Source organism: Halobacterium wangiae, from assembly GCF_021249345.1.
GTDB lineage: Archaea > Halobacteriota > Halobacteria > Halobacteriales > Halobacteriaceae > Halobacterium > Halobacterium wangiae.
The window spans coordinates 1767538-1782144 of sequence record NZ_CP089588.1; the positions used below are offsets into that span (position 1 = coordinate 1767538).

Consider the following 14607-nt stretch of genomic DNA (forward strand, 5'->3'; position numbering starts at 1 on the left):
TGATTCTTTGGCTTCACTAGCGTGGCTGTGTGAACATTTATCGTCCGAGGGTTCAATGTGGATACATATGGTCCTCAGCGTTTGGGAGGTGTTTCTCGCCCTGTTCGGACGGGGCGAGGATCCCGAAGATGAAGGTGGTGAGGAGGATGATGAGGGTCGTTTCGTTCCTTCCCCGTTGGATTTGTCTGTTCGCATCGGTCATGGGGGGTCGGACAGCCAGAGAGTCCGTGAACTCGCCAAATTAAGCGAACAAGCAGGAGAAATCGAAGAAGAACAGCGCGGTGACTGAGCAGATTGCTTAGTCAATACCGTTTACCAATTGCGCTGTCGAATAATCGGTGTTCTCCGACATCCCGCTGGATTGCTAAGTACAATAGATGTTGTTAGCGATTATCCGATTTACAGCCTCCGAGTAAGACGAGCAGCGGGGTTTCTGGCCAGTCACCAGTGACAACAGTGACGCTATAGCATTCGTTTTTTGAACCAATGGCAGCGTCAATTGTGGCGTCTCTCCACTTGCTTTTGGGTATCTTGGCCCGAACAGTCCAGTGGCGTGCATCTGGCTTCTCTTTCCACTCGTTAATGGTGTACTGTGGCAGTTCTTGTTCTGACCCCGGGGCGAGTTGATACGATGCCTGGTGAACTAGAGTGCCGTTACGGAGGACTTCGAGCGAGACTTCGAAAGGGTCTGCAACACTGTTCGCGAGTGTAACTGCTCCTAGTGTATCGGCTCGCATCCCAAGTTCGGCTTTGAGAGTCGCACAGCCTGTTACCGACGTGAGGGCTGTAGAACCGAGGACTGTGAGGGCCTGACGGCGATTCATGCTGTTACTAAGCCAAAATAGCGGTAAGTGCCTTATGCAAAACTGATTCATCCGCAATTCTGCTACTGGCGGTTTCGGGAAATGCTCAGTCGAATAATCGGTGGTTCTCCAATACTGAGGGGGGAGGACTAGCTCAGTATAGTAGTTTAGTTGGTTCACACATTCCGTGTGACTCGAATTCTTCGCCCGTCTTGCTGGTGGGGTAGTCTTCAGTGTCGGCGGTCCGCTTTTAGGTTTGGGGGCCAATGTGTGGGCATGATTAGCGAGGGGGATACTGTCACGGATTTTTCGCTCCCGGGGACTGCTGGTGAAGAGATTAATGAGTACGAATTATCCGAGTACACGGACAGTGGCGCGGTGATTTTGGTGCTTTATCCGTTTGATTTCAGTCCGGTCTGTACGACGGAACTCTGTGAATTCCGGGACGCCAACTGGCTCTCCTTCACGGAGAACGTGGACGTATTCGGCATCTCTCATGACGCTTGCTACGCCCACAAGCGATTCATCCAGGAGTACGACCTCCCCTTCCCCCTGCTTAGTGACACCCGTGGACGCCTCACCGATCGGCTAGGACTCTCATACGATGAGTGGGAACACCACGAAGGCGTCCCCAAGCGCGCTCTTGTCACCATTGATGACACAAATACTGTTCGCTATACCTGGGTAACCGAATCCGCCTACGAATCCCCAAGCCTTGACGAGCTCCACGAGACTGTTAAAGTCATTGTCAACTGAGGGATTCGTAATCCTGCTTAGCAGCTATTTCTCGAAGTGAGCCTGTCGAATTAGCCAGTGTTCTTTCCTCCTAATTTGGGGGGATTTCGCTCAGAACAGCAGAGCGACTCACTAAATGATTCACCAAGTACGTCTATGGAGGGTGGTGTTTCAACAGGGCAAAGTGTGCTCAATTAGAGGAGCGAATGCATGGGTCGTGACCTCTCTCTCAAGAACTTCCTAAAGGACTTAGGAATGCGGATTGGGGCTGCAGCCGTTGTTGTCGGTATATTCTTTAGTCTCGGATATGCTAACCGAACCGATTTCTTCGGTCTTTCCAGCCTCCTTGGCAACCAGCTCGTTTTCTTTGCTGTAGCTTTCCTACTGGTCGGAATTGCTTCCATATGCTGGATCGTGTTCCAGCGGCACGGGAGTTAGCTGCCTAAACCCACGTAGCACTCTAGTGTTTCAATTCCGATCTTCAAAACCAAACTCGAGAACGATTTCCCGCTAGCAACTACTGCCAGGTTGGCCATTAGAACTGAGGATCACTCCTCGTGGAACGCTTCCGCTTGACGCTGTTTCTTGTTTTGTTTGTGCAGCCATTCTGCGGGATAGACCGCGGTGAGGCCTGGCTCGTTGATACGGAATTGGTGTGGTGGCGTCGTCGGAGCATACGTTTTTTCGACCCGGGGTTCGCCCTCGAGAGGATCATTGAGGGCTTGGAGGACATCATGGCCTGCGGATTGACTCATGACCACCCAGATAGCCTCCTCGGGGTTGCAGGCGGCCATCTTATCGTAATCACTGGGCACGGCGCGCGCTACGTCGTGATTGATGCGTTCGACTTCGCCGGTGACTACAATGTTTCCGTCGGCATCGAGGCCGACGACATCGAGGCGGCGTTGGTCGTATTCCGTGCTGGCTTCACGCGGGGTTTCCTCGCTAGTACTCATGAAGGCCTCGACGGGGAACGCAGGCTCGTCCCTTTCGTCGAGTTCATAATACCGAAGCACCTCCACAACTGTGGAGTCGGGGTTGTTCTTGAATTCGAGGACGATGTGTTCCCAGAGGATTTCAACGCCGAGGACGTGTTCAGTGGACTCATCGAGGTCGCCCTTTGTGTGGCCGAAATCGATGCCCTGGCGGTACTGCTCACCGATGGCGTGGCGACCACTCGCGGGCACAGAATACAATCGATGCGGGTGGTCCCTATCATGTCTTAGTACGTCCGCGTCGAGAAGGCCCTGAATCTCCTCACTACTGATGCCCGTGTATTCTTGGAGGCGTAACATGGAGTCCTCTTTCAGATCGTACTCCGGGGGTTCATACCGGAGTTGCTGAGCATTATATACGGCTTGAAGGAATGCGAGCTGGCGCGCACTCCACTTACTCTCCTCGAATTCTTTCGGGGTGAGTTTGAGGTGGAGGCTCGTAATCGGAATATCATCCTCATCAACGTCATCGAGCCTAGAGCAACACTCGATCGCGCGCTCCATACCCTCCATGCTCGGGTTGTATCGCGAGTCGCACTCCCGGCACGTGAGGGCGTGAGTTTCCCCATGGTACTCCACAGTACGTGGAAGGCGTTTTGTGAGCGCGAGCGGACTCAACACACCACCCACACCCATTCCTAATTCCTCCTCACCCTCTTCTTCTTCCTTGGCGTCCGTGTGGGCGTTCTCTGGGATAGTACTGGGTTCGCGAACCACCACGCCCGATTCTTTCTCCGTGCGTTCCTGAGTCGATCTGAGCGCGCTCACAAAGCCCTCGCCCTCCCCCTCAGTCAGTGGCTGGGGGCCATCCCGAATACCAGGAGGTTGCGGGAGTGATTGAACGAGGAATGGCCGGGGCTCGACTGAATTGAATCCCGAAGGAAGCCGGACCATCCACTCCCCACGCCTGAGCGCACGCAACCGATTCCCAACCTCCCTCCTCGAAGTATCCTCGGTACTGAGGCGCTCAGATAGGCGACGATCCAATGCGACATTCCCCGTCACAATCGTCGAGACATTATTCAAGACCTCACTATACGCCCGAGGGCTCGCATCCTCGAGTTGCTGGGGGAACTGCATCGCAAGCGTCACCGAACACCCAAACCCACGCGACTGCGCAAGAAACTCCGAAAGCAACCCAGAAACTGCAACACTCGCAGCCTCCTCAACATACACATTCACCAACCCCCCAGAACTACCGCTAGTCTTACTACTACCGCGACTACCACTCATCGCAGTACTAGGAATAGAACTAGCACCCCCCGGATCAGAAGAATCCCCGATTCCAAGGCTTGCACCCTCATCTTCAGGACTCCTCCCCAGAGAACTCCCCTCCTCGTGTGCCCGATTGGGTTCCATTTCTATTCCGGAGTCAACTCTGGGTTGGGTTGCTTGTTCGTGTTGGCTGCGGCGTTTGAGTGCACTCCAGAGATTCGACAGTACAACCAGCGTAAGCACACGCTGGAACTCTGAGCGTAGTCCACCCGTATCGAAGATGATGACTTCGTCCTCACTGATGTGCTCGAACAAATCAAAATACGCATCTACGCTCCCAGAACCCTCCTCATCAGTACTTGAGGATAATCCCCCACCACTCAACTCGCCTTCCTCATCATCACCAACTCCTCCTGTATCTGAGTCCTCCTGTTCGGGGTCTCCACCGGTACTGGATTCTACACCCACTCCGAGTGATTGTGCATCCTGTGTTCTCGTCTCGTGCCCCGCGATGGTGGTCTCATCCGGGACGTGATTGAAGATGCGTGCGAGGCGTCGATCAACGGGGATCTTCTCTACGCGAGTAGCCACCCCGCCCATGAGTTCGTTAAACGAGCGTGCTTGATTCGCGGTGACGCCAGCCAGCATCCCCTCGAGGTCCGGGTCCGAGACTGCGGGCGGGGTCTGGTCTTCATGCATCTTCTGAATAGTAGTAAGAAATTCGCGGTGCGTGAATGCGTCCTGGCCATGCACGGGATCAAACATCGCCTTCAACACATACCGAATAATATCTGGGGAGCGTACGGCGCGCTCGAAGCGCTCCGGGCCCATGATCTGGGTTAGAATCTCGATGTAGTGCTCGACCTTGTCCTCGACCGCGCTTGTCCGCGCAATACCCATCCTGAGTTCTGGCCGGATATCGAAGAACGAGAACGCGGGAAGCACGCGAGCGCAATCAAAGTACGTCACGCCCTCGAGATCCCCGTGCTTCGCGTAATGAGCCCTGAGGTACTCGGTGGCCATCCCATCACCCTTCGGATCAATCAAAATATCCGCGCCTCCTGTGGATTCCTGGTTCTCGAGGATTCCATTGATCAGGCTCGTGGATTTCCCTGAGCCAGTCCGCCCAAACCACGCCACATGCAACGACTGAAGGCTCGGAGGAAGCACAATAGATTCCGACTCGGTGCTCCCGTCCTCGGTGAGCGCACGACCCAGAGGGAGACCACTACCTCGATAGGTTTCGAGCTCACTCGGTGGTGGCCGCTTGAGGCGAGTTCGCTCACCCGGTGTTGGGGCGACTCCGCGCACGCCTTGATTCGTGAGCGCACTCCCATCGAGAACGAAGAAACTCGGGGCTTCCCTGGCATCCACCACAAACCCCCGACTACCCCTCCGAGTGAAACGCGACCGAAGCCCCCCGAAGGACGCCCCCTCGAACTCCCTAGTACTAATCCTATCCCGGAGTCTTCTCGCGTTCTTCCCTCTCTGTAGGCGGCCCTGAATCTCGTATTTCGGACCCGCGAGTCCTCCAAACAACCCCTCTAATCCACTCCCACTGAATGCATGCTTGGTCGCTTTATCGGTCTTCGCGGCGGCCGTATCCTCGTATTCGCCCTGGTCATCGCTGTCTTGGTATTCTTCACCTTGGGGGTCGGTGGTGAGGAGGCGTGCGTTCATCAGGAATGACCGATGCGTCTCTCTCGCCCGGATGCTCTCGATGCGCTCACGATCACTGTGAGGGATTGGCGTGCCCTCGGGCGCACTCCCGAAAATCGTGCTCGTGAGTTGTGCACCTATGCCGTCCTGGTAGGATTCGATATCCCCAATTCGGGCGTCGGCCTCACTCGACCAATCCGGCTTCGGACGCAGAAGTACCTGATATACTCCCGGGCGCCCATGGCTCGTGAGGAACTCGAGTACTCCAGAGAGTGGGGTTCGAGAGTGTTCGCTAGCTCGGAATGACTCGAAGTCCTGGAGGCGAGTCTGCCAATCCTTCGAGCGCCCAACCACGCCCTCAAAGACAACCCCAACCAACTCTCCTGTACCCTGCCCGCCAACAGTACTCAGGCTCTCCTCAGTACCCCGCCCCTCGAGAACCTCTTCAGTGTTCTCGCCTGGAGTTTCCTGGTTGAGTCGAGAAACCAGGATCTCCCGGGGGTAGGGTTCTGGTTTCGTAATCCTCTCGAGCTCGTAGGAGTCCGGGAACAACCCCTGAAGCACTCGCTCAAGCCCACCAAGGAGCTCCGGGGGATTCACACCGAAGAGGTACTCAGTGGATCCGTCCCCCGGTGAAACAATGAGGCACTCGAACACCGGTCGCCTCATAGACTCTCGGCCTAGTTCTTCTAGAAGTTTCCTGAGGGGGTTTCGACCCAGAGTGGTGTTCGCCTTGCTTGTGAGCTGGTGGAGGCGACGAACATGCGAAAGCACAGTTTCGACCTCCACGTCATCACGAGATGGACGCACCCGCAGAAACACCCGCCCATCTTCATCCCCAGCGGATTCTCCACTATGTGTCTCAGAGTTCTCTTGCTCTACGCCCGGAGCACTCCTATTGGTATAGGAAGTGTCTCCTGCGTTCTTTGTTCCCTGTGTTGATTCTACATATCCGCCTGGATTCCTCCTATTGGGCTTGCTCGGATTCGACATAGACGCAACCCACCCCACTCACCCAATGGGGGTGTGGGGATTGAGTACCCGACTCCAGCGGCCCAGAGCGCATAAACTAGATTTCTCCCCCACTGATACCTCCCAAGAAGTGACCAATCCCGGCCTCAATCTAGGAAGCAGCTCATTGGATAGCGCTTTGAGTACCAACCTTGGAGTCGTAATTACTGCTAACAATGATTCTAGTGCGGTTGCTCTATTCGGTTTGACGTCTAAGTTCGAGCCACTAGGTTACTACGTGATGTGCGAAGGGAGAATTCTACTCTTCTGAGAATACAGCGGCGAGTTCAGCTAGTAGTGGCGCGGCGTCTTTGGCTCCGTGATAGTGTATCACGCCCTCTCGAGCGTCATAGTCGAGCCAACCCCATTCTTCGAGCTTCGGGAGATGTCTGTGGTGCAGAGCCATTTCTAGTTCAGGAGGGCTCGTTGACGGCAGCCGATCATTGATGTGGGAGACGACTGCGTCAACCGACTCCGTGTCGGCCCGAGCACTCGTCTCGAAGTACTGAATTAGTCCCCGGCGGTGGGGGTGTGCTAACGTCTTCAGAAGCCGGTTTAGCTTTGGTATCTTATCCGGGTTGAACTCGCCGTCAGCCATTCGTCATACATTATTCCTCCACACGGATAATTCTTCCAGTGCTACCCCTACATCTGGCAGAATAATCCACCTGAGTACTGAATATTCCCTCTGCTCGACTCACGCGCTTCTGTGCCCGGAATCACCTACACTACTTCCTTTTGTGTCCACAGGAAACCTCCGTACTTCGCCAGAATATACACTAGTGGAATAGGTGGCCTGCATAGGGTCAAGGGCATTCGTACGCTGACCTTCTGTAGGAGGGGAGGGACTCAGTGCCGTCGGAAAACGCTTTGACTTCCTGCTCACTGACGGCCGGAGAGAACGTGGGAAGAACTCGCAAGGTTAGCAATTTCTCACTTTGTGGGCGTATACGTTTCTAGTAGTTTATTTTTCCCTGCATCAGTTATCCACCAGGCTCTTGCCCGCCCGATCTTCTTTGTATCTAACAGTCCTTCTTCTGCCATTGATTGTAACCGAGAGTGCATACCTTGGTAGGTCAAATTAAACGCCCTCACAATCTCCGTAGTTGACACTACGGGGCCTGATGAAATCACCACTCTATATAATATGTCCTCGTCGTCTATTGTGGGTTTCCGGCCGGCCATGTACAAATAATGGGCAAACAATCCTAAAAATCATAGGTATAGACACGGCTTCTATGGAGGATTCAATTTCACTAGACAGTTACGAGGTAGCCGGTATATGATTGCCGAGCAGGCTCAAGGTGAGCGCGAGAGAGGCGATCTGTGGCTTATTGGGGTCCTGGGCGAGACTCATGGGGCCCGTGAAGTCGCACGTGTGGAGGTAGGTGGCCACCCTGAATGATGGAATCGCGATCAATGTATACGCGAGTAAGCGAATACCTCAAATCCAGCTACTATTCTTCGTGAGGGCGGCGATGAAGCCAAAAACAACCCCAGGGAGGCAGGCAATGGCGATGCCTGGAAGGACGTACTCCATGGTCGTGGTGATGCGGCCGTCGAGGACACGACAGAGTGGGGCCTAGAATGCCGTTGAGTACCCTCAATCAAGCGTGAGGAGATTAATCCAGTGTGCCAGGAATCGCTCTATTAGTGTTGGATCAAGGTTGTGGGGGTCAGTGATTCGCGCCTGCATCTCTGGCGGCGGCGGCAGATTACTTCTCGGGCACGGATGGTTGAGACAGTATCTGGGGAACGCGACCCGCGCGTAGAGTTTCCGATACGCCATCACCGTTGTGAGACCGAATAAGATGGTGACACCCAGGACCACCTCACCGACCGATAGGGCGATTCGGCGTGCGAGATACCGTGGATAACTCTTCGCCATCGTAAGTCCGAAAAACACTGAGTTAGTCTGTTAGGAACCTTGGCTACCTGCCGATACCGGCCGAACCACTATTACTGATTTCCCTGGCAGTTGCTCGACGGGGACTGACATTTATTGCCGCGTACACGTCTTATATCCTATAAAATTCCCTCCGACGATATGCAGCCCAGTCTTCGAGTCCCTTACTGGGGAATACGTAGCTTAGTCGGACTGAATTCTCGGATCAAGGTACCCGTAGAGAATGTCCTGAATCAGATTCCCAGCAATCCCAATGAAGACGAGGACCATGGTCGTCCAGATTGCGAGCCTGATATCCGGCAACCGGACAGCCCGGAGGCTAGCCTCTGCCAACCCAGATATCCCAAGGACCGATTCGACGATGTAAATATTCAGCATCAACACTCCAAGGATTTCGGCTACGGACAGAGATACAATGGGTATCGCTGCGTTCCGTAGCAAGTGCCGGGCCATATTCAGTCGCGGCGAACCCTTCGCGCGGAGTAATTTGACGAAGTCTTTCCCAACTTCGTCAAGAACTGCACTCCGAGCAAATCGTACTTGCCCGGCAAGCAAGCCAAACGCCACAGCGAGCGTCGCGATAGTCTGAGTGTCCAGTACAGGAAACACGATTATCACCCCTTCGACAGCGACGAGTGTTGTTCCAGCTAAAAACTCTAGGTAATAGATGGTCATGAATGCGGGAATGCCGAGCAACACGTAGGATCCAACGCGACTCGACCAATCCAGGGGGCGGTCCCTAGAGAGCGCTGCAATCAATCCAAGAGTAACCCCTAGAAGGATTGCGATTGCGACACCGGGAATAACGTACTCGAGGGTGGTTTGTACTCGCCCATTCAGGACATCGATGACGGGCTTCTCGTACGCGCGCGAGTACCCCCAGTCGAGCGTCGTGACATCCACAATCCAGTTGATATACCGTTCGTGAAGCGGGTTGTCGAGGCCCCGGGCCTCGACGAAGCCCTGTCGGATTCGAGCGATTTCCTCTGGCCCAGCCCCGCCATAGCGTGCACTGGCAAGGATTCCATCTAGTCGCTTATACACCATGAGATTAACCAGAAAGAACGTGGCAGAGACTACGAGGTACGCGGAGACGAGCGATAGGCCTACGCGACGGATGATTAATCGGGGGTAGCTCATCGTTGGAGGCTCCCAGGATTGGCCTCGTTCGTGATGGCTGTCGGGACTTTTCTGGAGGGCATCTCTGCCGGAGGATTGTCTCAGACGAACTAATAAATCTATCCCGGAGTGAACTACGCAGTGAGGCCAAGAACGCAGAACTTGGATGACTCGCAGGAACGCTTATAGTAATGTGCTATTGATGAGTAAAGCGATGCGAGATGCCCTCCAATGAGCCATCGCCGCCCGAGTTCACAAAAATATCGTGGGAGGACGTCGATCAATCACGGTATCGCTTAAACGCAAAAACCATCGGGCTACTTCTCGCACTTAGCACGCTCGCAGCACTGTTCATCTACGATTACGTCGTCACTCCGGACGAACTATTCTGGTTCCTGCACTGGGACGTCGGCCGAATGGACTGGCTCTTCCTCATCTCCCTCGTACTGTTCACCCGATACGCCCTCGTTCCACTCGCGGAAAACAGACACCATACCCTCCGGTATCTTCGGAAGTTCCGGTCCAAGCCGGCCGGTATTCTGAGCCTCGCGTTCCTCATTCTCTTCGGCGTGCTTGGCCTCCTCGGCCCCGAAATTGTCCTCAATAAGTCGTATCCACGACTAGCGCACAAGCTGCAGCCACCAGTGTTCACCTCCGTCTATGTCGGCGACGTCTACTACTACAACTGCGTTGGTGAGCTCACGAATGGCTACTGCCATGGGACATGGGAGTACCCACTCGGGGCAACCCAGTACGGGGAAAACATCGCGGGCCTCCTCATAGAAGGCATGCACGTCGGCTTGAAACTCGGACTCTCCACGGCGATGATTATGGCGGTCATCGCCACCGCCGTCGGGACCACTGCAGGCTACTTCGGTGGCTTGATCGATGACATCCTCATGCGTTACGTGGATTTCCAGCAGACGATTCCCGCAATCGTCGTGTATATCGTCCTCGCGACGATGTTCTTCGGGCACCACGAAGGCGTTTCAGACGGCGGCCTCTTCTCGCTCGCGCTCGTCTTCGGGCTTCTCGACTGGGGCGGCATGGCACGACTTATCCGAGGGGAAGTCCTCAAACGCCGCTCAAAGCCATACATTCGGGCTGCAGAAGTCGCCGGCGCTAGTCACCTGCAGATTATTCGCCGACACGTCATCCCGAACTCCACGGCAACGATTGTTACGTCGCTTACAAGGCTGATACCCGTACTCATCCTAGTGCAGGCCGCGCTCGCATTCTTAGAGCTCAACCGAGTCGGCTCAGACTCGCTGGGGCGAGTCCTCCGAATCGGGCTCTCTGCGGATGCCATGACCTGGACGCAAAAATGGTGGGTGAGTACATCCGCAGTCGTCCTCCTCATCGTCGTCATGGTCGCGTTCAACGTGTTCGGTGACACCGTCCGGGATTTCCTCGACACAAACGAAACAGGATAACCGGTAAGCCAGCAACACACCAGCGCACTCGCATTCGAACGCCATTAACCGTGAGTGGCTTGGAGTGCCACAGAACACGTACTATAGAACGCCTGGACTTCAATCTACCCAGATGTCCCTACTGTGATACTACCCACTACACAGGCCAAGAACCAGCCCACGACTCACTCAGATGTGCATTTCGTAGTGGTCTTGTTGGGGGGACTAGCAATCGCGTGCGAACATCTATCATGAGGGCGGGTTAGACAATAGTAGACAGCGAAGATGCCGGACTCATTCTATAAACAGGTCTTCGAGACGGCCTCAGCTAGCATCGCGATTCATGAACCGGGTACAGCGCGGTTTGAAGCAGTGAATCAAGCGTATGCGAGCGCGCTCAATTATACTCAATCAGCGCTTGAGGGGCGATCACTTTGCGACCTTGCCGGGCAGGAAGCGTCGTCACTCGGTGTTGCGATCGAACGGGCGCTTGACGGCGACTCCCATACATTCGAGACCGCGCTGACAGATGGTGATGGCGTTAAACGGTGGGTGGCGCTTGATCTGGATACAATCACCGTCGACGACCAGCTACAGCTGGTTTCGACGCTTCGGTCTGATCCGGTAGACGACGGGGAAGCGACTGATAGTCTCTCGGAGCGTCGCCTTGAGATGGCGCTCACGGGGACGAACACTGGTGTCTGGGAATGGGATGTTGGAACGGATGAGGTGATTTGGACGGAGAGTATGGAACGATTATTCGGTCTCGCCCCTAGTACGTTCGATGGTACGTTCGAGGCCTTCTCTAAACGCGTTCATCCTGAGGACCGGTCTACGGTCGAATCGGCGATTGAGGCTGCACTCGAGGATGGCGAAATGTTCGAATCAGAGTACCGGATTACTCGTGAGGATGGAGAGCAGCGCTGGGTGCATGCACGCGCTGAACTGCAAGACACTGTGAGTGGACCGGGTCGGATGATTGGCATGGTAACAGATATCACTGGGAGAAAGCAAAACGAGCAGGCGCTTCGCCAGCAGGAGCAACATTACGGAGAACTCGTTGAGCGGTTGCCGGATGCACACTACACGATCGATAGCCAGTGGAGAGTCACCTTCTGTAACGAGGCGCTGGCGGAGCGCCTTGAACAGCCTGTCAGTGAAATCCAGGGCGAACTCCTCTGGGACTTATTCCCAGAGTCAAAGGGTGGTATTCTGGAACAGAAGTTCAACCAGGTCATGGAGACTGGTGAGCCGGTGGATTTCGAGTTCCACTACCCATTCGGGGACAAGTTGGTTAGTATACAAGCGTACCCGTATAACGACGGGATTGCCGCGGTCTCCACGGATGTCTCGGACCAGCAAGAGGCGTTATTGAGCATTCTCGACGCAACGCCAGTCATCCTCTACCGATTCGACAGTGATGGCGTGTTCCAGGAAGTACGGGGTGAGATGCTGTCGAAAGTCGGTATTGACCCCGACGATCTTATCGGTGAACGCATATTCGAGGCCTATGCTGGCAACGAGGAAGTCATTACCGCGGCCGAACGCGCACTCGAGGGGGAGTCCTTCCGGTACAATCTCACACTAGGCGATATCACGCTCGAAACGCATTATAAGCCGGTCTACACGGATGGCAAGGTGACGAGTGTGATCGGCGTCTCGATGGACGTCACGGAACTTCAGCGCCAGCGTGAGCGGATGGAGTTCTTCAATTCGATTCTCCGCCATGACGTCCTCAATGGGATGACCGTTATCAAGATGCGTGCGGAACTATTAGCTGATGAACTTGAGGACGATCATGCGCAGTACGCACAGACGATTGTAGACTGGTGTGACACGACGACTGAAGTCACAAAGCGCGTCCGTCGAGTCGTCGAGACGCTCGCAACACCTAGTAAAGAACATCAACTCGAGCCGATTGATGTCTCGGCGATTCTCCACCGAAAGCTCCGAGAACTGGGAACGGCTTTTCCCGAGGTAGCATTTGAAACAGCAGTACCCGACGGTACTCGGGTACAAGCCGACGAGTTACTCGCTGACGTCCTCGGCAACGTCCTGTCTAACAGTATTGAACATAACGAAACAACTGGCCTCAGGGTCGAGACAGCTCTCGAGATAACCGGGGATACTGTCCAGATACGAATCGCTGACAACGGTTCCGGAGTCCCCGATGAGCGGAAGGAATCGGTTTTCCGTCGCGGTGAAACCTCACACGCTAAGGAAACGGGCTCGGGATTCGGCCTCTTTTTCGTTGATGTGATGATCGAGAAATACGGTGGCAACGTACGGGTTGAGGACAGCGATACTGGTGGTGCTTGTTTCGTTATCGAATTGGTCAATGAAGGTGGATACTGATGATGCGAACTATATTCAATCGAGAGGTCGAAGAAGGGTGGAACGAATGACGGATCACGACCGCCCGGTCATTCTCATCGCCGAGGACGAACCGTCTGTTGCAGAGGGATATGGACTATGGCTCGGCGACCAGTACGAAATCAGGCTAGCAACTAATGGACAGGAGGCTCTGGAAATCGTTGATGAGACGGTCGATGTCGTGTTACTGGATCGAATGATGCCTCATCGGTCTGGAGTCCAGGTGTTAGCGGGAATCCGTGAGCGAGGAATCGACTGTCGTGTTGCGATGGTGACGGCGGTTGAACCTGACTTCGATGTGATTGAGATGGGGTTCGACGCTTACATCACCAAACCGCCGGACCGCCAGGAGTTACTCGATACCATCGAGCAGCTGCTCGATCGGGCGACACTCAATAGCGCGCTACAGGAGTATCATTCGTTGATGGCGCGTAAAGGCGCCCTTCAGGCTCAGAAAACCGAAGAAGAACTCCATGAGAGTGCAGAGTACCAGGAACTGCTCGAACGGATTGAGGTGAAACGCGCGGAAGTCGACGAGGACCTCGGGGATATGGGCGCGGACATCGATTTCGTCAGTTCAGTCCGTGAGATCGAAGGCGCGAATGATAGCGTCGATGATATTGGACTAGGTGATAGTGACGCGTTTGAGACGACGGGTGAAGATCAATGAATGAACCGTACGATGCGAGTGGATTCCTACCGGGTAATACTCTAGATGAGCTTCCCGCAGGGACGAACATCGCCATCGTGGGCCCGTCCATGACTGGGAAACGAGAGTTAGCGCTACAGCTGCTAGCAACCGGGTACGAGAGTGGAGAAGGCGTCCTCTGTATCACGACGGACAGCGCAGCGACCGTTAACAGTGATCTCGAACGCTACGTTGGCTCACTAGATGAGGGTCGCGTCGGCATTATAGATACCTCTGGCAGTGAAGGCCAGGAGTTACTCAATGTGACCACGGAGAGCGTTTCGTCGCCTAGTGACCTCACGGGGATTAGTATCGGGACGGCAAAATTATTCCAACAATTCGAGAACAACGGGATTACCGATATTCGATACGGCCTGATCTCAGTGTCCACGCTCTTGCAGTACTTGGATAATCAGACGGTCTTCAAATTCATTCATATCTACACGAAACGAATCGGGGCAACTGGTGGCCTCGGAATCTACACCCTCGACAGCGATGCTCATGAGCCACAGCTAGTTAATACAATCACTGGACAATTCGACGGCGTGATTGAACTCCGGGAACCCGCTAATGGCGACCTCGAGTTCCGCATCCGCGGATTCGGAAAGCGACCCACCCCCTGGGGAAGCCTCCAGGAAGAGGAGTAAGAAAATGGTCAATGATTGCTGCGTGCAGTAGCACTGATTTGCCA

Annotated in this window: 10 protein-coding genes; 6 read left to right on the forward strand and 4 right to left on the reverse strand. The window is 54.6% G+C overall.

The genetic code is table 11. From position 1 onward, the window contains the following. The first annotated feature begins 67 nt into the window (after positions 1-67). Both LT965_RS09575 and LT965_RS09580 read left to right on the forward strand, forming a co-directional pair. Positions 68-289 (forward strand): hypothetical protein, encoded by a 222-nt coding sequence (locus LT965_RS09575; RefSeq protein ID WP_232700548.1) that lies wholly within the window; start codon positions 68-70, stop codon positions 287-289. Between the two features lie 790 nt (positions 290-1079). Next, positions 1080-1559, forward strand: coding sequence for a redoxin domain-containing protein (locus LT965_RS09580; protein WP_232700552.1), 480 nt, complete (start codon positions 1080-1082; stop codon positions 1557-1559). A 527-nt stretch (positions 1560-2086) separates the two neighbouring features. On the opposite strand, the gene LT965_RS09585 is transcribed toward LT965_RS09580, so the two are convergent. The 4 genes from LT965_RS09585 to LT965_RS09600 all read right to left on the reverse strand — a co-directional run bounded on the left by LT965_RS09585 (position 2087) and on the right by LT965_RS09600 (position 9464). Beyond that, positions 2087-6196 carry an ATP-binding protein gene (locus LT965_RS09585; protein WP_232700553.1) on the reverse strand — a complete coding sequence of 1370 codons (4110 nt, stop codon included), beginning with the start codon at positions 6194-6196 and terminating at the stop codon, positions 2087-2089. A gap of 481 nt (positions 6197-6677) precedes the next feature. Further along, positions 6678-7016 (reverse strand): DUF7344 domain-containing protein, encoded by a 339-nt coding sequence (locus LT965_RS09590; RefSeq protein WP_232700554.1) that lies wholly within the window; start codon positions 7014-7016, stop codon positions 6678-6680. Between the two features lie 335 nt (positions 7017-7351). Beyond that, positions 7352-7603: a hypothetical protein gene (locus tag LT965_RS09595; RefSeq protein WP_232700555.1), complete on the reverse strand. Its 252-nt coding sequence runs from the start codon at positions 7601-7603 to the stop codon at positions 7352-7354. Positions 7604-8507: 904 nt separating this feature from the next. Beyond that, complete coding sequence (locus LT965_RS09600; RefSeq protein WP_232700556.1) at positions 8508-9464, reverse strand: ABC transporter permease; 957 nt, start codon at positions 9462-9464, stop codon at positions 8508-8510. A gap of 200 nt (positions 9465-9664) precedes the next feature. On the opposite strand from LT965_RS09600, the gene LT965_RS09605 reads away from it, so the two are divergent. From LT965_RS09605 to LT965_RS09620, 4 genes are all read left to right on the forward strand, one after another. Then, positions 9665-10876 carry an ABC transporter permease gene (locus LT965_RS09605; RefSeq protein WP_232700559.1) on the forward strand — a complete coding sequence of 404 codons (1212 nt, stop codon included), beginning with the start codon at positions 9665-9667 and terminating at the stop codon, positions 10874-10876. 264 nt (positions 10877-11140) lie between these two features. Next, a complete protein-coding gene (locus LT965_RS09610) occupies positions 11141-13210 on the forward strand; it encodes a PAS domain-containing protein (protein WP_232700562.1) in 2070 nt (689 codons plus the stop codon). Between the two features lie 46 nt (positions 13211-13256). Beyond that, on the forward strand, positions 13257-13898 hold the full coding sequence (locus tag LT965_RS09615; protein ID WP_232700563.1) for a response regulator: 642 nt from the start codon (positions 13257-13259) through the stop codon (positions 13896-13898). After that, entirely contained in the window at positions 13895-14563 is a 669-nt protein-coding gene (locus LT965_RS09620) for an RAD55 family ATPase (RefSeq protein WP_232700565.1), read from the forward strand. The genes LT965_RS09615 and LT965_RS09620 overlap by 4 nt, the downstream gene beginning before the upstream one ends. The last annotated feature ends 44 nt before the right edge of the window (positions 14564-14607 follow it).